We start from the raw sequence: 17,745 nt of genomic DNA, 5'->3' as shown, positions 1-17,745 counted from the left end.
GTCAGTGCTCCGCCTTGGCCAGCACCCAGGCCGGCACGGGTTTGAGGTCGCGCACCAGGCCTAGCGCCGCCATCAGCCGCAGGCCGTACCAGGTCACATCGATCTCCCACCAGTAAAAGCCCTGGCGCGCGGTGCCGGGGAAGAAGTGGTGGTTGTTGTGCCAGCCCTCACCGAAGGTGAGCAGGGCCAGCCACAGGTTGTTGCGGCTGTCGTCACCGGTGTTGAACCGCTGGCGGCCGAAACGGTGCGCCAGCGAGTTGATGGTGACCGTGGCGTGGAACAGCACCACGGTGGAGATGAAGAACCCCCACACCAGCATCTGCCCGCCGCTGGTGCCCCAGGACGGCGCGAAATGTTCGAGCAGCGCGCCCAGGCCGAACAGGGCGGCGGCCAACGCGATCGGCACCAGCGTGTCGAAGCGGTCCAGCCAGCGCAGTTCCGGGTACTTGGCCAGGTCGGGGATGCGGTCCCAGCGGGTGCGGAAGCCGTCGGTGGTGAGGAACCAGCCCATGTGGCTCCACCAGAAGCCATGCACGCCGGGCGAGTGCGGATCGGCGGCGGTGTCGGTATGGCGGTGATGGACGCGGTGGTGGGCGGCCCACCACAGCGGGCCGCGCTGCACGCTGGCCGCGCCGATCACCGCGAACACGAACTGCACCGCGCGCGAGGTGCGGAAGGTGCGGTGCGAGAAGTAGCGGTGGTAGAAGGCGGTGATGGCGAACATCCGCACGGCGTACAACGCCACCGCAACGCCGACCGCCACCCAGGAGACCCCCACCCAGATCACCGCCAGGCAGGCCAGGTGCATGGCCGCGAACGGGATCGCGCGCAGCCAGTCCACGCGCTGCGCCGCTTCGTCGGCCACCGCCGTCCCGGCGCTGGTATCGAACCAGCGCCGCACGGTGGCCATCAGGCCACGGCGGGCCGTGCGGGGTGCTGCAGTGGCGGGTCCGGCCGACATATCGCGTATCTCCTGGCGTGCTTGTCAGGAGATACGGGAGCCAGGCCCATCCGGATGCACGGATCCGGAAAAAAGGTTCGTCGCCCATCTGCGGGGCAGGCAGAAACGTGGCTTGACGCTTTCCGCGCGCGGCCGTCGGCGGGTCGGGCGCTGGGCCCCCATGCCCTTTCCGGCGAATGTCCTCCGGCGTCGGCCTGCGGCCGCCACCTCCTCCTTTATTTCGCCTCCAAGGGCATGGGGGCCCAGCGCCCGACCCACCGACAGCGCCAGAAAAGCTTGGCTTCCCCTCCTTACCGCAAGCCGAGCCCCGTAGCAGCCGGTAGGCCCCTGGGCAAAATAAAGGAGGAGGCCGCCCAGCGGCCGGGGGACATTTGCACCAGGGGCCTACCGGCTGCTACGGGGCCCTCACGCGCGCGAGCGCCCCGATCGGGCACGCCAGCCGATCCAATCTGCGCCTTCTCTCAGAGGGGAGAAGAACCAAAAAAGCGCGTTACAGGGTGGCGATGTCGCCCTTGGCGATGATCGGGCCGGTCGGGATGCCCTGCGGCGCGCCGCTGGACGGTTCCAGCGTGATGGCCAGCACGGAGCCGTTCACCAGCGCATCACGCAGTGCGTCCGGCACGGTCACCGTATGGGCGCGGTTGATGGACACCAGGCCCAGCGAACGCGGCGTGCCGCCGGCCGGGATCAGCCACAGCTCCGGGGCGCGCCCGGCCGCATCGGCGGCGGCCGGTACCGGCACCATCAGCACCTTGCCCTGGGCCTTGTCCACCGAGGCCAACCAGCCTGGCGTGCCGTCGTCGTGCAACAGCGGGGTGACCGGCTTGGTCGCCTGCTCGGGTTCGGACGGGGTGGGCGGCGGGGTCGGGGTGACCGCCACCGGCGGTGCAACCGGGGCCACCGGTTCCAGCTGGCCGCGGCTGAACACCGCCACCAGCGCCACCACGGCGGCCAGCGCGGTCATGCCCTGCCAGAACCCGGTGCGCTGCCAGGCGCGCGGCGCGCCGGCACCGACCGAGGGCCAGCCCAGCGCGGTACGGATGCGCGGCCACACGTGCGCGGGCACCGCTTCACTGCCTAGCGCGTCCAGCATGGGCGCCAGGCGGTTTTCCCACTGGCTCACCAGCCGGGCAAAGCCGGGGTCGTTGGCGATGCGCTGCTCGGCCTCGCTGCGTTGGGCGGCATCAAGCACGCCCAGCACGTATTCCCCGGCCAGGATGTCGGCGCTGGGCGGTTGCCCGTCGTCATGCAGGTCATGGAGGTCGCGGATGTTCATCGTTCCAGGCACACCCGCAGTTGGCCCAGGCCGCGGCGGATCCAGCTTTTCACCGAGCCCAGGGGCGAGCCGATCCGGCGCGCCAGTTCCTCATAGCTGGCCCCGTCCAGGAACGCCAACCGGATCAGCGAACGGCGGCGGGGTTCCAGGGTGTCCAGGCAGTCGTCCAGGCGCTGCCGGTCGGAGGCCTGTTCGGCCACCTGGGCCGGTTGCGGGGCGAAATCGGGGATTTCATCGGCCACCGACAGATCATCCAACGGGCGCGGTGGCGCCGCGCGCAGGCGGTCGATCGCGCGGTTGCGCGCCATCATCGACAGCCAGGTCATGGCCGCCGCCTTGGCGCGATCAAACTGTGCCGCCTTGTGCCAGACGCTGGTGAAGACATCCTGCAACACCTCTTCGGCGTCGCTGCGGTCGCGCAGGACATGCAGGCAGATCGCGAACAAGCGCCCGGACGCCAGCTGATACACCGACTCGAACGCCTGGCGATCGCCGCTGGCAACCCGGACCAGCAGGTCGTCGAGGCGCCGTGCGGCACCCGTGTCGGCAAGCTCCAGCTCAGGCATCGCAGGCTCAACGTCGGCAGGAAGACAGCCCGCATCGTCGTCGCTGCGCGCGCAGGGCGCAAGGGGGGACTCATCCGGCGCATGTGGCCACCAGCGGCTGCTGCCGTGCCGCGGCCAGTTCAGCGGCGGTCGCCGCGACTGGCTCGGCGGGGAATTCAACGCGCACCTGCGGGTAGCGCCCCTGCGCATCGCGCACGTTGCCGGTGCCGCTGAACTGCAGCAGGCGCGGGCTGTTGCGCGCATACACCAGGGTGACCGCCGGGACCGCGAAGCCGAACCAGGCATCCAGCCGCATCTGTAACTGTTCGGCCGGCTGGCCCTGCCAGGTGACCGCCGCGCTGCGCTGTAGTTTCAACGGCACCAGCCGCTGGCGGCTGGGCAGCAGGAACTGGAACGCCACCGGGCGCCCGGCCTGCAGGGCGTCCCAGTGGCCCAGCACCGCCGCGTCGAAACCGGCATCGACCACCGCATCGGGCGGGATCGCGATGGCACGGCTGACCCGGTCAGCGCGCGCGTCTTCACGCACATACACGGTACGGGCCGCGGCGCTGCCCTGCAGACCTTCCTGGTAGCCATTGCGGGCATCCTCGAAGGCGAAGTCGGGGGTCTGCGGGCTGCCCTGCGGGGTCATCCACTTGCGCGCGAAGGCGCGGCCGTCGGCGCAGCGGTACAGCACCAGCCGCGATCGGGTCGCCGCCGGCCCCTGCAGCCAGTGGGTCTCGCGGTATAGCAGGCGGCCATCGGCCGGCGCATAGGCCCGCCCTTCCTGGCGCAGCACCTGCTGGGCCGCCGCCGGCAATACCGGGCACAGCAGCAGCACCAGGGACGGTAAGAGGGATCGGCGCATGCCCGGCTCCACGTGGGGGTCACCAGCAGATACGCAGCCAGCGCCGCGGCGGATGCACTGCGGGCGGCGGGTAAACTGGGCGGCTTGTCACCTGCCCCTGAAGAACCCGATGCCGACGCCCACGCTGCGTTCCCCTCCTGCCGGCGCAGCCGCATGACCAGCGCACTGGAAATTGCCGCCAACGTCACCGTGGCCGCCTCGATCCTGCTGGCCGGGCGCAACAGCGTGCACACCTGGTGGACCGGCATCATCGGCTGCACGTTGTTCGGCCTGGTGTTCTACGAGGCGCGCCTGTACGCCGACGTGGTGCTGCAGGGCGTGTTCGTGCTCACCAGCGTGATCGGGTGGTGGCAGTGGCTGCGCGGCGACCACGGGCATGCCCTGCCGATCAGCCGGGTGCAGCTGCGCACGCTGGGCTGGATGCTGCCGGCAGCGGTGCTGGCCAGCGTCGGCTATGGCCTGCTGCTGCATACCTGGACCGACGCCTACGCGCCGTTCCTGGATTCGGCCGTGCTGGTGCTGAGCGTGGTGGCGCAGCTGTTGATGATGCGCCGCAAGCTCGATTCGTGGTGGTTCTGGCTGCTGGTCAACAGCATCGCCATTCCGCTGTACGCCAGCCGCGGGTTGCACCTCACTGCGGTGTTGTATGGCGTGTTCTGGATCAACGCGCTGGTCTCGCTGCGGCACTGGCGGCGGTTGATGCGCGAGCAGAGCGTCGCCACCGCAGCGGCCGATGCCGCGCATGGGTGAGCGTTTCGCCACCGGGTTGGTGGTGGGCAAGTTCAGCCCGCTGCACCGTGGCCACCAGGCCCTCATCGACCATGCGCTGAGCCGCTGCGACAGCGTGCTGCTGCTCAGCTGGAGCCAGCCGGAACTGCCCGCCTGTGATGCTGACCGGCGCGAGGCCTGGCTGCAGGCGCTGTACCCGCAGGTAACCCGGCTGGTACTCGACGAGGCGCGGTTGGCGGCACACTGCGCACGACAGGGCGTGCCGGTGCGGCCGCTGCCGGACAACACCGACGACGACGCCACGCAGCGCGCGTTCGTGGCCTGGGTGTGCAGCACGCTGTGGCAGCGCCGGGTGGACGCGGTGTTCACCAGCGAGGCGTACGGCGATGGATTCGCGGCCGCCCTGCAGCGCCATTTCAGTGCACTGGCGGGCATGCACTGGCCGGTGGCGCATGTGTGCCTGGACCCGGCCCGCAGCAGGGTGCCGGTATCGGGCACGGCGTTGCGGCGCGATCCGCATGCCCTGCGCGGCTTTCTCGACCCGCGCGTGTACGCCAGTTTCGTCGGCCGCATCGCCCTGCTCGGCGGCGAGTCCAGCGGCAAGACCACGCTCGCCGCCGCACTGGCCCGGCAGCTGCAGACCGTCTGGGCCGCCGAGTTCGGACGTGAGCATTGGGAGGCGCGCGGTGGCGCGCTCGACTACGACGACCTGCTGCACATCGCACAGGTGCAGGTAGCGCGCGAGGACACGCTGGCCGCGCAGGCCAACCGCTGGCTGGTCTGCGATACCACGCCGCTGACCACGCTGCTGTACTGCCTGTCCATGTTCGAACGCGCCGAACCGGCACTGCATGCGCTGGCGCAACGGCGCTACACCCACCTGTTCCTGTGTGCCCCGGATTTTCCGTTCGTGCAGGACGGCACCCGTCGCGATGACGCCTTCCGGCACGCGCAGCATCGCGCGTACCTGGAGGCACTGGACGCGCGCGGCATGCCGTTCACCGTGCTGGGCGGCCCACTGCAGCAGCGCGTGGCGCAGGTGATGACCGCGCTGGAGGGATCACGCGCAGCAGGTTGTTGACGGTACAGGACAGAGGAGTAGCATTGGCACCAGCCAAGGGATAGACCCACGGCACCTGCAACGACATGGGGGATTCTCATGGAATACGACTATCTGGTGTTCATTGGGCGTTTCGAGCCCTTCCATAACGGCCATGCCGCCGTTGCCCGCCTCGCACTGAGCCGGGCCAAGAAGCTGATCTTTCTGGTCGGCTCTGCCGATACCCCCCGCAGCCTCCGCAACCCCTGGACCGTGGCCGAACGCGCCGTGATGATCCAGGCTGCGCTTGAAGGTGCGGGCGAACGCCTGCTGATCCGTCCGCTCAAGGACCACCTGTACAACGAAGCGCAGTGGATCGCCGGCGTGCAGCGCACGGTGGCCGATGCGGTGCGTGCCGACGGGCATGCGGGCGACGCGAAGATCGGCCTGGTCGGCATGGACAAGGATGATTCGAGCTACTACCTGCGCGAGTTCCCGCAGTGGCCGCTGGTGGATGTGCAGCACACCGAGACGTTGTCGGCCACCGAACTGCGCCGCTACCTGTTTGAAGCCGGCAGCGTGGATTTCCACGGTGCGCTGCTGATGCTGCGCGGGAACGTGCCGGCGCCGGTGTACGCCATGCTCGAAGCGTTCCGCAAGAGCGGCCCGGCCTACGCCCAGCTGGTGGCCGAGTACCAGTTCATCGAGCAGTACAAGGCCGCCTGGAAAGACGCGCCGTATGCGCCCACGTTCGTCACCACCGATGCGGTGGTGGTGCATTCGGGCCACGTGCTGCTGGTGCGTCGCCGTGCCGAGCCCGGCAAGGGCCTGTGGGCGTTGCCCGGTGGCTTCGTCGGCCAGCAGCAGGGTCTGCTCGACAGCTGCCTGCGCGAACTGCGCGAGGAGACCCGGCTGAAGATTCCCGCGCCGGTGCTCAAGGGCTCGCTCAAGGGCCAGCATGTGTTCGACCACCCCGAGCGCAGCCAGCGCGGCCGCACCATCACCCACGCCTTCCACTTCGATTTCCCCGCCGGCGAACTGCCGGCCGTGCGCGGCGGCGACGATGCCGACAAGGCGCGCTGGATCCCGGTCAGCGAAGCACTGGACATGGGCCCCAAGCTTTACGAAGACCACCTGCACATTCTGGAGTTCTTCCTGGGCCGGGGCTGATCCCGGCTTTCCCGCCGGCGGATAGACCGCCGGTGTCACCCGACGCGAAGGAGCTTCCCGTCATGCATTACCTCGACAATCTTCTCCTCAACACCGACAGCTACAAGGCCAGCCACTGGCTGCAGTATCCGCCGGGCACCGACGCCACCTTCTTCTACGTGGAGTCGCGCGGCGGCCACTACGACCGCACGCTGTTCTTCGGCCTACAGGCGATCCTGAAGGACTACCTGGCCAAGCCGATCACCCACGCCGACATCGACGTGGCGCGCGATCTCTTCGCCGCCCACGGCGAGCCCTTCAACGAGGCGGGCTGGCGCTACATCGTCGATACGCACGGCGGCCTGATGCCGATCCGCATCCGCGCCGTGCCCGAGGGCAGCGTGGTGCCGGTGCACAACGCGCTGATGACGATCGAATCGACCGACCCGCAGGCGTTCTGGGTACCGTCGTACCTTGAAACGATGCTGCTGCGCGTGTGGTACCCGGTCACGGTGGCCACCACCAGTTGGCACGCCAAGCAGACCATCCGCCAGTACCTGGAGCGCACCAGCGACGACCCGGAAGGCCAGTTGCCGTTCAAGCTGCACGACTTCGGCAGCCGGGGCGTGTCGAGCCTGGAATCGGCCGCCATCGGCGGTGCGGCGCACCTGGTCAACTTCCTCGGCACCGACACTGTCTCGGCTCTGCTGTTCGCCCGCGCCTTCTACCACGAGGCCATGGCCGGCTATTCGATCCCGGCCGCCGAGCACAGCACGATTACCAGCTGGGGCCGCGACAACGAGGTGGAGGCCTACCGCAACATGCTGGCCCGCTTCGCCACGCCTGGCGCGCTGGTGGCCGTGGTCTCGGACAGCTACGACATCTTCCACGCGATCACCCGGCACTGGGGCACCACCCTGCGCCAGCAGGTGATCGACTCGGGCGCCACCGTGGTGATCCGCCCGGATTCGGGCGACCCGGTGGCGGTGGTGCTGCAGTGCCTGCAGCTGCTCGACGACGCCTTCGGCCACGTGGTCAACGGCAAGGGCTACAAGGTGCTCAACCACGTGCGCGTGATCCAGGGTGACGGCGTCAACCCGACCAGCATCGGCCAGATCCTGGCCAGCATCACCGCCGCCGGCTACGCCGCCGACAACGTCGCCTTCGGCATGGGCGGCGCACTGCTGCAGCGGCTCGACCGCGACACCCAGAAGTTCGCGCTGAAGTGCTCGGCCGCGCGCGTGGACGGGAAATGGATCGACGTCTACAAGGACCCGGTGACCGACAGTGGCAAGCAAAGCAAGCGCGGCCGCATGCGCCTGCTGCGCCATCGCGAGTACGGCCAGTTCCGGACGGTGTCGGTGCCGGCCGACGCGGAATCGCTGACAGCCGCCGCGCTGCCGCTGGGCTACGAGGATGCGATGGTCACGGTCTGGGAGAACGGCACGTTGCTGCAGGACGATACGTTGGCTGAGATCCGCAGCCGGGCCGATGATGCGCGGTTGAGCGATACATCGAATCGATGACCACCGTCCCGCGGGCGTGACCGCGTCCGCTTTCGCCTGCGCGAAATTCAGCGAGCATCACAGGCGAGGCCCGCTGATCGACTGCCCTGTGCATCAGCGGGCCGGATTGGTCCCGTTTGACGATACTACCGTCACGCGTTAGTATCGTCATTATAGGAAGCTGTCATGTCCATCGTGTCGTTCCGATGCATTACTACCAAGAGCTTGTTCATGGGTAGGCGCATCCGAAGGTTCCAGGATATCCAGCGCGTTGCGATACGGAAGCTCGCCATGCTGGATGCGGCCGTCCGGCTGGAAGACCTGCGCATTCCACCGGCCAACCGCCTGGAACCACTGCGCGCCAATCGTGCGGGTCAGCACAGCATCCGCGTCAACGACCAGTACCGATTGTGCTTCACATGGACCGATGCAGGTCCTGCAGACGTAGAGCTTTGCGACTATCACTGAGGGCTGCCTACATGCGTTCGATTCCCTACCCGCACCCCGGTGAAATCCTGCAGGAGGAGTTCCTCACCCCTTTCGGGATGACGGCTTACCGCTTGGCCAAGTCCATCGACGTGAAGCAGACGCGCATCGGCGAGATCATCGCGGGCAGGCGCAGCATCACCGCCGACACCGCATTGCGACTGGCGCGCTTCTTCGGCACCAGCGAGGCCTTCTGGCTCAACCTGCAGATGGCCTACGACGCGGCGAAGGCCAGGGACGAACTGGCCGACGTCCTGGCGCGCATCGAGCCATACCACCACGCGGCCTGAGCGGCCGCCATTCCCCTCCCCTTGCTTGCCGCAAACGCGTGGATGGCCTCCCGCACCCGGCACCCCGTGCGACGGACATTGCTGTCACGTGCGTTGCATCGTCCATGACCTTCCTTCGTTGGCGCGACGCCCCTTGACCACCGCCCGCCTTCGGCCTACCTTGTGCGAGCCGAAGGTATCCATCTCTTCATGCAGATGAAGGGATGGGTTTAAACGGGAATCCGGTGAAGGCGCCTCGTGCGCCCATTCCGGAGCTGCCCCGCAGCGGTGAATGGAAACGAATCCTGCCAACAGCACTGGGCCCCGGCCTGGGAAGCGGCAGGTACTAGGTGGGCGTTCGCGCCCGTGTCCATCAGCCCGAATACCGGCCCCGGCCGGGGGACACGACCGTCCCCTGATTCGACCTGGAACGTCCGCGGGGAGGTTGCCGGGGCCTGCCGCCATGCCGCCCGCGTGGCGCTGCCCCCGTGCGTCCGCTCCACGACATCCGGTTCGCCCGCGGGGGCGAAGGTCGCTGGCGGGGCGGACACGGCAGCCATGTCGTGCACGGCGCGCGGTTCCTTCGTTCCTCAATGCCGCTACTGCAATGAGGACACGTTCCATGACCACTGTTACCAACCTGGGGTTTCCCCGCATCGGCGCCAAGCGCGAACTCAAGCGTGCGCTGGAAGCGTTCTGGTCCGGCGAAAGCAGCGCCCAGTCGCTGCAGGACACCGCCAGCGGCCTGCGCGAGCGCCATTGGCAGCTGCAGCGCGAGGCCGGCGTCGATGTGCCGCCGAGCAACGACTTCAGCTTCTACGATCAGGTGCTCGACGCGGCCTTCCTGTTCGACGCCATTCCGGCGCGCTACCGCGCCCTGGCCGACGCCGAACCGCTGGCCGGGTACTTCGCCATGGCCCGGGGCGTGCAACGCGACGGCTATGACCTGCACGCGCTGGAAATGACCAAGTGGTTCGACACCAACTACCACTACCTGGTGCCCGAACTGCAGGCCGGCCAGGGCTTCGCGCTGCGTGGCGACAAGCCGCTGGCCGAATACCGCCAGGCCAAGGCGCTGGGCATCGAGACCCGCCCGGTGCTGATCGGCCCGGTGACCTTCCTGCTGCTGTCCAAGACCACCGACGGCAGCCGCGCACTGGACCTGCTTGACGCCCTGCTGCCGGTGTACGTGCAGTTGCTGGGCCAGCTGAAGGACGCTGGCGCGCAGTGGGTGCAGCTGGACGAGCCGGCGCTGGTGCAGGACCTGGACGAGGCCACCCGCGCCGCGTTCACCCATGCCTACGCGGTACTGGCCGAGGCGGCGCGGCCGAAGGTGCTGGTGGCCACCTACTTCGGTGCGCTGGACGACAACCTGCCGCTGGCCGCCTCGCTGCCGGTGGATGGCCTGCACGTGGACCTGGTGCGCGCCCCGGAGCAGCTGGATGCGGTGATCAAGGCGCTGCCCCCAGGTCGTGTGCTGTCGGCCGGTCTGGTCAACGGTCGCAACATCTGGCGCACGCATCTGGACATCGCACTGGTGCTGGCCCGTTACGCGCACGGCCACGTGGGCAGCGATGCGCTGTGGCTGGCCCCGTCGTGTTCGCTGCTGCACAGCCCGGTCGACCTGGACCTGGAAAAAAAGCTGGATGACGAACTGCACAGCTGGCTGGCGTTCTCCAGGCAGAAGCTGCAGGAGCTGCGCGTGCTGGCCGATGCCATCGACGCCCCGGCCCGCGCCGAGGACACGCTGGCGCACTCGCGTGCGTGCATCGAATCGCGCCGGCGCTCGCCGCGCGTGCACAAGGCCGCAGTGGCCGCGCGCCTGGCCGCCCTGACCGCCGCCGATGCGCAGCGCCACAGCCCCTACCCGCAGCGCCACCTGGCCCAGGCCGGTGCGCTGCAGCTGCCACGCTTCCCCACCACCACGATCGGCTCTTTCCCGCAGACCCTGGAAGTACGCGAGGCCCGCGCCAGCAACAAGTCCGGCAAGCTGTCCGACGCCGACTACGATGCGTTCCTGGCCACCCAGACCGAACACTGCGTACGCGTGCAGGAGCAGATCGGGCTGGACGTGCTGGTGCACGGCGAGTTCGAGCGCAACGACATGGTGGAGTACTTCGGCGAGCAGCTGGACGGCTTCGCGTTCACCAAGAACGGCTGGGTGCAGAGCTATGGCTCGCGCTGCGTGAAGCCGCCGGTGATCTTCGGCGACGTGACCCGTCCGCGGCCGATGACGGTGCGCTGGTCGCAGTACGCGCAGTCGCTGACCGACCGCCCGATGAAGGGCATGCTGACCGGCCCGGTGACGGTGCTGCAGTGGTCGTTCGTGCGCGATGACCAGTCGCGCGCGGACACCTGCCGGCAGATCGCATTGGCGCTGCGCGACGAGGTACTGGACCTGGAGGCGGCCGGCATCGGCGTGATCCAGATCGACGAGCCGGCCATCCGCGAAGGCCTGCCGCTGCGCCGCGCGCAGTGGCGCGAGTACCTGGACTGGGCGGTGGAAGCGTTCCGGATCAGTGCCAGTGGCGTGCGCGATGCGACCCAGATCCACACGCACATGTGCTATTCCGAGTTCAACGACATCATCCACTCGGTGGCGGCGATGGATGCCGACGTGATCTCGATCGAGACCTCGCGCTCGCGCATGGAGCTGCTGGATGCGTTCGTGCGCTTCCAGTATCCCAACGAGATCGGCCCGGGCGTGTATGACATCCACTCCCCGCGTGTGCCCGACAAGGAAGAGATGCTGGCGCTGCTGCGCAAGGCCGCCGAAGTCCTCCGGCCCGAGCAGATCTGGGTCAACCCCGACTGCGGCCTGAAGACCCGCGGCTGGAAGGAAACCCGCGCCGCGCTGGAAGCACTGGTGGCCGCCGCGCGCCAGCTGCGCGAGGAAACCGCCGACGCCAACGCCGCCTGACCCACCCTGTAGAAATGAGCCAAGGACCGCACCGCCGCCGTTGCCGGCGGTGCGGTCGACGAGACGTACATGACCACGCCCATTGTTACCCCGATCGACCGCCCCACCCTGTCCCTGCCCGACGGCCATACCCGGCTGCTGCTGCATTCGTGCTGCGCACCGTGCTCGGGCGAAGTGATGGAAGCCATCACCGCCTCGGGCATCGCATACACGATCTTCTTCTACAACCCCAACATCCACCCGGCCAGGGAATACGAACTGCGCAAGCAGGAGAACATCCGCTTTGCCGAAAAGCATGGCGTGCCGTTCGTCGACGCCGACTACGATACCGACAACTGGTTCGCACGTGCCCGCGGCATGGAGGCCGAACCCGAGCGCGGCATCCGCTGCACGATGTGCTTTGACATGCGCTTCGTGCGCACCGCGCTGTATGCGCACGAGCATGGCTTTCCGGTGATCAGCAGTTCGCTGGGCATCTCGCGCTGGAAGGACATGAACCAGATCAACGACTGCGGCCACCGCGCCGCCGCGCATTACCCGGGCATCCAGTACTGGGATTACAACTGGCGCAAGGGCGGTGGCGCCGCGCGCATGGTGGAGATCAGCAAGCGCGAGCAGTTCTACCAGCAGGAGTACTGCGGCTGCGTGTACTCGCTGCGCGACGCCAACCGTCACCGCCGCGAAACCGGCCGCGAGCGCATCAAGATCGGCCTGCTGTATTACGGGCAGGACAACGACGCGCCCACGGGCGATTGACGTTCGCACGCGGGGCCGCCACGCTGGTTGCCCCGCTTCCGTTGTGTTGGATCTGCCATGACCGCCGCCCTACCCGCCGATGTGGCCCTGCTGGTGATCGACCTGCAGCCGGACTTCATGCCCGGTGGCGCGCTGGCCTGCGAACAGGGCGACGCGCTGGTGGCCCCCATTGCCGACCTGCTTGCGCAGCGCCGCTACCGCACGGTGGTGGCCACCCAGGACTGGCACCCGGCCGACCACGCCTCGTTCGCCAGCCAGCATCCGGGGCACCTGCCGTTCGAGGCAATCCTGCTGCATGCGCAGCCGCAGACCCTGTGGCCGGACCACTGTGTGCAGGGCAGCGCCGGTGCAGCACTGCACCCGGGCGTGGACTGGACCGTGGCCGACCTGATCCTGCGCAAGGGCACGCGCCAGCAGGTGGACTCCTACAGCGCGTTCCGCGAGAACCACGGTCCGGACGGCAGCCGCCCGCCAACCGGGCTGGCCGGCTGGCTGCATGAGCGTGGCATCCGCGAGGTGCACGTGTGCGGGTTGGCGCGCGATTACTGCGTGCTGTGGAGCGCGCAGGACGCGGTGAAATCCGGGTTCCGGGTGAAATTCCTGTGGGACCTGACCCGTCCGGTGACCGACGCCAACGACGGCATGGTGCGCGAGGCGTTGGCGAAGGCGAAGATCGCGGTTATCTGACGGGCGACGCCGGGCGTCGGCCGGAACGGCGTACCGACCAACGGTCGGTACCTACCGGATGAAAGAACGATCGGCGGGTGCCGGCTGTGCGCTGGTAGTGCCGGCCGCTGGCCGGCTCCCGATACCGTTTGGAGCATGCGAGGAGCCGGCCAGCGGCCGGCACTACCCGCCATCCCAGACGACCCCGGGCGCCGGCCAGAAAGCGTACCGACCAACGGTCGGTACCTACCGGAACGCCGCGCCCCGGCGCGGGCCGGTCAGCGGAACACCACCGTACGATGCCCGTTACGCAGGATCCGATGCTCCACATGCCGGCGCACGGCGCGGGCCAGCACCTGCGATTCGGTGTCGCTGCCCAGCCGCACCAGGTCGCGCGGGGTCATGGCGTGGTCCACGCGGGCCACGTCCTGCTCGATGATCGGACCTTCGTCCAGGTCTTCGGTGACGTAGTGCGCGGTAGCGCCGATGATCTTGACCCCACGGGCGTGCGCCTGGTGATACGGCTGCGCGCCCTTGAAGCTGGGCAGGAAGCTGTGGTGGATGTTGATCGCCCGGCCCGCCAGCGCCTGGCACAAGCGCGGCGACAGGATCTGCATGTAACGCGCCAGCACCACCAGGTCGATCTGCTCGCGCTCGACCAGGTCGATGATCTGCTGTTCCTGCACGGCGCGGTTGTCGGCGTTGACCGGCAGGTGGTGGAACGGCACTCCGTACGAACCGGCCAACGCGGCGAAGTCGTCATGGTTGGACGCCACCGCCGCGATATCCACCTGCAGCTGGCGGCTGTGCGCGCGGAACAGCAGGTCGTTCAGGCAATGCCCCTGCTTGCTCACCAGCACCAGCAGCCGCGCACGGCGGCGCGCATCGTGCAGTTGCCAGTCCATCTGGAACTCCGCCGCCAGCGTGCCCATGCGCGCTTCGACATCGGCCAGCGCCTGGCTGGCGGCGCGATCGAAGTGCACGCGCAGGAAGAACCGGCCGCTCTCTTCGTCGCCGAACTGCTGGGCATCCAGGATGTTGCAGCCGAGCTCGAACAGCAGGCCAGACACGCGGTAGACAATCCCGGTACGGTCCGGGCATGAGAGGGTAAGAATGGAATCAGGGCGCATCCGACCAGTTTAAGCGAGCACCGCCGGTGGGGGGACGATGCTCTCAGATGCAACCAAGCTGCACTCCTGCGGATCCGGGCAGCGCCTTGTCTCAGTCAGATCGCTGGAGCTCATGGCTTGCATTTGCATGGGGTACTCAGGGCGGATCCTGGAGGGTGCGGATCCTTTCATCCTCAAGGGTTTCGCTACGCAGGGGCGGCAGCGTTGCAAGTACCCTGGTCACGCCGAAGAGAGCGAGTACGCGATACGCTTCGCTGTAGCTCAGTTCCTCAACGATGTCCTGGTATCGAAGCGTGGTCACTCCGGCCGCATTGAAGCGAAGTGACGCAACGAAGCGCTGACGCGCCGGCACAGAGAAGGACCGCAGTGGTGAGTCCGGCGAGAGACGCTGTAGATGCTCCTGCAACCGTACAGCGCTGTTGATGGGTGCATTTTTCTGCGCGATCGCCAGCGTTTCAGCCTGAGAATCGACAGGGGAAACTCCCTGCAGCCCATGGGCGGAGGACGGGAGTGCGCCCAGCGAGGCAGCGAGGACGACGAACGACATCAAGACTGGACGTATCTTCATGACCGATCCCCTTGAGGGTTGGCGTTACCGCGACATGTGCGGCAACGCCACGCTAATCAATCACGTTCGTCCAGAACCGGTTGACGATCACGAGATAGGGAGAATCGCTCGATTCCGATCTGAAGCAATAGTTTCCTTATGATGAATCGACCGGGCTGGAGTCTTCGTTACACCGCCGCCGGATCCACCTTGTCCACGTTGATGCCGTACTTCTCGATCGCCACCTGCAGCTGGCTGCGCGCGATCCGCCCATCATCAGCCAGCGCCTTCAACGCGGCCAGCACGATGAAGTGGCGGTCCACCTCAAAGAACGTGCGCAGTGACTCGCGCGTGTCCGAGCGGCCGAAGCCGTCGGTGCCAAGTGCGGTGAAACGGCGGCCGTCGACGAACGGGCGGATCTGGTCGGCCACGATCTTCATGTAGTCGGTGGCCACCACCAGCGGTCCGGCGTGTGCGGCCAGGCGCTGCTGCACGTACGGCACGCGCGGTTCGTCGGCCGGGTGCAGCAGATTCCAGCGCTCGGCGGCCAGGCCGTCACGGCGCAGTTCGGTCAGGCTGGTGGCGCTCCAGACGTCGCTGGCGATGCCGAAATCCTGCTGCAGCAGCGCAGCGGCTGCTTCCACTTCGCGCAGGATCGCGCCGCTGCCCATCAACTGCACGCGCAGCGCCGGGTCGCTGTCGGTGGCGGACGGATGCAGCAGGTACATGCCCTTGAGGATGCCGTCCTCGGCGCCCTCGGGCATGGCCGGGTGCGGGTAGTTCTCGTTGAGCACGGTGATGTAGTAGTAGATGTCTTCCTGGTCCACATACATGCGGCGCAGCCCGTCCTGGATGATCACCGCCAGTTCGAAGTTGTAGGTGGGGTCATAGGAGATGCAGCTGGGAATCACCGAGGACAGCACGTGGCTGTGGCCGTCGTCGTGCTGCAGGCCCTCGCCCATCAGGGTGGTGCGGCCGGAGGTGGCGCCCAGCAGGAAGCCGCGGGTGCGCGCATCGGCTGCTGCCCAGGCCAGGTCGCCCACGCGCTGCAGGCCGAACATCGAGTAGAAGATGTAGAACGGAATCGTGGCCAGGCCGTGGTTGCTGTAGGCGGTGCCGGCGGCGATCCAGGAACAGATCGCGCCGGATTCGTTGATGCCTTCCTGCAGGATCTGGCCGTCCTTGGCTTCCTTGTAATAGCTCAGCTGGCCGGCGTCCTGCGGGGTGTAGAGCTGGCCCAGGTAGGAGTGGATGCCGATCTGGCGGAACAGGCCTTCCATGCCGAACGTACGCGACTCGTCGGGCACGATCGGAATGACCAGCTTGCCCAGCGCCGGGTCCTTGAGCAGCGTGCCCAGGATGCGCACGAAGCCCATCGTGGTGGACTGGCCGCGCTCGCCGCTGCCCTGCAGCTGGGTGGCAAAGGCCGACAGCGACGGCACCGGCAGCGGCGCGACGTGAGTAACGCGCGCCGGCAACTGGCCGCCCTGGGCCTGGCGACGCTGGGCGAAGTAACGCGCCTCCGGGCTGTCCGGTGCGGGGCGCAGGTAGGGCATGTCGTCCAGCTCGGCATCGCTGACCGGCAGGTCGAAGCGGTCGCGGAAGGCGCGCACCGCGTCCAGGCTCATCTTCTTGAGCTGGTGGTTGATGTTCTGCCCTTCGCCGGCCTCGCCCATGCCGAAGCCCTTGACCGTCTTGGCCAGGATCACGCTCGGGCGACCATTGCCGGCCACCGCCTGCGCGTAGGCGGCATACACCTTCTGCGGGTCGTGGCCGCCACGGGCCAGCGCCCAGATCTCGTCATCGCTCATGTCCGCGACCAGGGCGAGCAGTTCCGGCGAGGTGCCGAAGAAATGCTCGCGCACGTACGCGCCGCTCTGCGACTTGAAGGTCTGGTAGTCGCCGTCCACGCATTCCATCATGCGCTGGCGCAGCAGGCCGCTGTGGTCCTTGGCCAGCAGGGCATCCCAGCCGCCGCCCCAGATCACCTTGATGACGTTCCAGCCGGCGGCACGGAAGGTGCCTTCCAGTTCCTGGATGACCTTGGCATTGCCGCGCACCGGGCCGTCCAGGCGCTGCAGGTTGCAGTTCACCACGAACACCAGGTTGTCCAGACGCTCGCGCCCGGCCACCGAGATGGCGGCCAGCGATTCGGGCTGGTCCATTTCGCCATCGCCCAGGAATGCCCACACCTTGCGGCCCTGGTGCTCCTTCAGGCCGCGGTATTCCAGGTAGCGCATGTAGCGCGCCTGGTAGGCGGCGGTCAGCGGGCCCAGGCCCATCGACACGGTGGGGAACTGCCAGAAGTCGGGCATCAGGCGCGGGTGCGGGTAGGACGACAGGCCGTCACAGTCGGATTCACGGCGGAAGTTGTCCATGCGCTCGGGCGCGATGCGGCCTTCGACAAACGCGCGGCCGTAGATGCCCGGCGCCGAATGGCCCTGGATGTAGATCATGTCGCCGTCGAATGTGTCGGTGCGGCCACGGAAGAAGTGGTCGAAGCCCACGTCGTACAGCACGGCCGCCGACTGGTAGGTGGCGATGTGGCCGCCCACGTTGGAGTGCTTGCCGGCGCGCAGCACCATCACCATCGCGTTCCAGCGGATCATCGCATTGAGCCGGCGCTCGATCGCCAGGTCACCCGGGTACGCCGGCTGGCGCTCCACCGGGATGCTGTTGACGTAGGCGGTCCAGGCCCGCGCATGCAGGTCGCCGTGGTGGGCCACGTCCTGGTCGCTGAGCTGGTCCAGCAGGTAGTGCGCGCGCGGCCGCCCGGCCACCTGGGTGACCGCCTGCAGTGCTTCACGCCATTCCTGGGTTTCCTGGGGGTCGGTGTCGAGGGGGGCGAGCGCAGGGTTCATGGTCCATCTCCGGCAAAGGCGGCCAGGCCCGGTGCAGG

The 17,745-nt window shown here is 67.9% G+C and carries 16 protein-coding genes and 1 riboswitch; of the genes, 9 read left to right on the top strand and 7 right to left on the bottom strand.

All coding sequences use genetic code 11. The features are described 5' to 3' along the window. Position 1: 1 nt before the first annotated feature. The 4 genes from ACZ0AE_RS01000 to ACZ0AE_RS00985 form a co-directional block, all read right to left on the bottom strand. Complete coding sequence (locus tag ACZ0AE_RS01000; protein WP_051598927.1) at positions 2-961, bottom strand: acyl-CoA desaturase; 960 nt, start codon at positions 959-961, stop codon at positions 2-4. A 490-nt stretch (positions 962-1,451) separates the two neighbouring features. Next, entirely contained in the window at positions 1,452-2,237 is a 786-nt protein-coding gene (locus ACZ0AE_RS00995) for an anti-sigma factor (RefSeq protein WP_051598928.1), read from the bottom strand. Then, the gene (locus tag ACZ0AE_RS00990) at positions 2,234-2,803 is read right to left on the bottom strand and encodes a sigma-70 family RNA polymerase sigma factor (RefSeq protein WP_038691127.1); all 570 of its coding nucleotides are present in this window, start codon (positions 2,801-2,803) and stop codon (positions 2,234-2,236) included. The genes ACZ0AE_RS00995 and ACZ0AE_RS00990 overlap by 4 nt, the downstream gene beginning before the upstream one ends. Positions 2,804-2,873: 70 nt before the next feature. Continuing rightward, positions 2,874-3,650, bottom strand: a complete 777-nt coding sequence (locus tag ACZ0AE_RS00985) for a hypothetical protein (protein ID WP_463600170.1) — start codon at positions 3,648-3,650, stop codon at positions 2,874-2,876. 153 nt (positions 3,651-3,803) lie between these two features. On the opposite strand from ACZ0AE_RS00985, the gene pnuC reads away from it, so the two are divergent. The 9 genes from pnuC to pncA all read left to right on the top strand — a co-directional run bounded on the left by pnuC (position 3,804) and on the right by pncA (position 13,190). Then, on the top strand, positions 3,804-4,400 hold the full coding sequence (pnuC, locus tag ACZ0AE_RS00980; protein WP_463600169.1) for a nicotinamide riboside transporter PnuC: 597 nt from the start codon (positions 3,804-3,806) through the stop codon (positions 4,398-4,400). Beyond that, the gene (locus tag ACZ0AE_RS00975; protein WP_463600168.1) at positions 4,393-5,460 is read left to right on the top strand and encodes an AAA family ATPase; all 1,068 of its coding nucleotides are present in this window, start codon (positions 4,393-4,395) and stop codon (positions 5,458-5,460) included. Before pnuC ends, ACZ0AE_RS00975 begins: the two co-directional genes overlap by 8 nt. Positions 5,461-5,532: 72 nt before the next feature. Then, a complete protein-coding gene (locus ACZ0AE_RS00970; protein WP_102100650.1) occupies positions 5,533-6,588 on the top strand; it encodes a bifunctional nicotinamide-nucleotide adenylyltransferase/Nudix hydroxylase in 1,056 nt (351 codons plus the stop codon). A gap of 62 nt (positions 6,589-6,650) precedes the next feature. Then, complete coding sequence (locus ACZ0AE_RS00965; protein ID WP_038691135.1) at positions 6,651-8,093, top strand: nicotinate phosphoribosyltransferase; 1,443 nt, start codon at positions 6,651-6,653, stop codon at positions 8,091-8,093. A gap of 165 nt (positions 8,094-8,258) precedes the next feature. Continuing rightward, positions 8,259-8,540 carry a type II toxin-antitoxin system RelE/ParE family toxin gene (locus ACZ0AE_RS00960; protein ID WP_038691137.1) on the top strand — a complete coding sequence of 94 codons (282 nt, stop codon included), beginning with the start codon at positions 8,259-8,261 and terminating at the stop codon, positions 8,538-8,540. An 11-nt stretch (positions 8,541-8,551) separates the two neighbouring features. Next, positions 8,552-8,848, top strand: a complete 297-nt coding sequence (locus ACZ0AE_RS00955; RefSeq protein WP_038691139.1) for a HigA family addiction module antitoxin — start codon at positions 8,552-8,554, stop codon at positions 8,846-8,848. 155 nt (positions 8,849-9,003) lie between these two features. Then, positions 9,004-9,235: riboswitch (cobalamin riboswitch) on the top strand. A gap of 214 nt (positions 9,236-9,449) precedes the next feature. Further along, on the top strand, positions 9,450-11,747 hold the full coding sequence (gene metE, locus ACZ0AE_RS00950; protein WP_463600167.1) for a 5-methyltetrahydropteroyltriglutamate--homocysteine S-methyltransferase: 2,298 nt from the start codon (positions 9,450-9,452) through the stop codon (positions 11,745-11,747). A 69-nt stretch (positions 11,748-11,816) separates the two neighbouring features. Then, a complete protein-coding gene (locus ACZ0AE_RS00945; protein WP_463600166.1) occupies positions 11,817-12,503 on the top strand; it encodes an epoxyqueuosine reductase QueH in 687 nt (228 codons plus the stop codon). A gap of 57 nt (positions 12,504-12,560) precedes the next feature. Continuing rightward, on the top strand, positions 12,561-13,190 hold the full coding sequence (gene pncA / locus ACZ0AE_RS00940) for a bifunctional nicotinamidase/pyrazinamidase (protein ID WP_038691145.1): 630 nt from the start codon (positions 12,561-12,563) through the stop codon (positions 13,188-13,190). A 257-nt stretch (positions 13,191-13,447) separates the two neighbouring features. Here the strand turns inward: pncA and purU are convergent, their stop codons facing one another. From purU to aceE, 3 genes are all read right to left on the bottom strand, one after another. Further along, positions 13,448-14,299 (bottom strand): formyltetrahydrofolate deformylase, encoded by an 852-nt coding sequence (purU, locus tag ACZ0AE_RS00935; RefSeq protein ID WP_137191303.1) that lies wholly within the window; start codon positions 14,297-14,299, stop codon positions 13,448-13,450. A gap of 136 nt (positions 14,300-14,435) precedes the next feature. Next, positions 14,436-14,867 carry a hypothetical protein gene (locus tag ACZ0AE_RS00930; RefSeq protein WP_463600165.1) on the bottom strand — a complete coding sequence of 144 codons (432 nt, stop codon included), beginning with the start codon at positions 14,865-14,867 and terminating at the stop codon, positions 14,436-14,438. A 167-nt stretch (positions 14,868-15,034) separates the two neighbouring features. Further along, complete coding sequence (gene aceE / locus ACZ0AE_RS00925; RefSeq protein WP_463600164.1) at positions 15,035-17,707, bottom strand: pyruvate dehydrogenase (acetyl-transferring), homodimeric type; 2,673 nt, start codon at positions 17,705-17,707, stop codon at positions 15,035-15,037. Between the last annotated feature and the right edge of the window lie 38 nt (positions 17,708-17,745).

It is taken from the genome of Stenotrophomonas sp. AC248, from assembly GCF_979258185.1.
Note: the sequence above shows the minus strand (reverse complement) of the source record. Positions and strands in the feature narration are given on the sequence as shown.

Bases quoted from the DNA above. Each gene is read 5' to 3' on its own strand.
- ACZ0AE_RS01000 (WP_051598927.1), bottom strand. From the start codon at position 961: ATGTCGGCCGGACCCGCCACTGCAGCACCCCGCACGGCCCGCCGTGGC.
- ACZ0AE_RS00995 (WP_051598928.1), bottom strand. From the start codon at position 2,237: ATGAACATCCGCGACCTCCATGACCTGCATGACGACGGGCAACCGCCC.
- ACZ0AE_RS00990 (WP_038691127.1), bottom strand. From the start codon at position 2,803: ATGCCTGAGCTGGAGCTTGCCGACACGGGTGCCGCACGGCGCCTCGAC.
- ACZ0AE_RS00985 (WP_463600170.1), bottom strand. From the start codon at position 3,650: ATGCGCCGATCCCTCTTACCGTCCCTGGTGCTGCTGCTGTGCCCGGTA.
- pnuC (WP_463600169.1), top strand. From the start codon at position 3,804: ATGACCAGCGCACTGGAAATTGCCGCCAACGTCACCGTGGCCGCCTCG.
- ACZ0AE_RS00975 (WP_463600168.1), top strand. From the start codon at position 4,393: ATGGGTGAGCGTTTCGCCACCGGGTTGGTGGTGGGCAAGTTCAGCCCG.
- ACZ0AE_RS00965 (WP_038691135.1), top strand. From the start codon at position 6,651: ATGCATTACCTCGACAATCTTCTCCTCAACACCGACAGCTACAAGGCC.
- ACZ0AE_RS00960 (WP_038691137.1), top strand. From the start codon at position 8,259: ATGTCCATCGTGTCGTTCCGATGCATTACTACCAAGAGCTTGTTCATG.
- ACZ0AE_RS00955 (WP_038691139.1), top strand. From the start codon at position 8,552: ATGCGTTCGATTCCCTACCCGCACCCCGGTGAAATCCTGCAGGAGGAG.
- metE (WP_463600167.1), top strand. From the start codon at position 9,450: ATGACCACTGTTACCAACCTGGGGTTTCCCCGCATCGGCGCCAAGCGC.
- ACZ0AE_RS00945 (WP_463600166.1), top strand. From the start codon at position 11,817: ATGACCACGCCCATTGTTACCCCGATCGACCGCCCCACCCTGTCCCTG.
- pncA (WP_038691145.1), top strand. From the start codon at position 12,561: ATGACCGCCGCCCTACCCGCCGATGTGGCCCTGCTGGTGATCGACCTG.
- purU (WP_137191303.1), bottom strand. From the start codon at position 14,299: ATGCGCCCTGATTCCATTCTTACCCTCTCATGCCCGGACCGTACCGGG.
- ACZ0AE_RS00930 (WP_463600165.1), bottom strand. From the start codon at position 14,867: ATGAAGATACGTCCAGTCTTGATGTCGTTCGTCGTCCTCGCTGCCTCG.
- aceE (WP_463600164.1), bottom strand. From the start codon at position 17,707: ATGAACCCTGCGCTCGCCCCCCTCGACACCGACCCCCAGGAAACCCAG.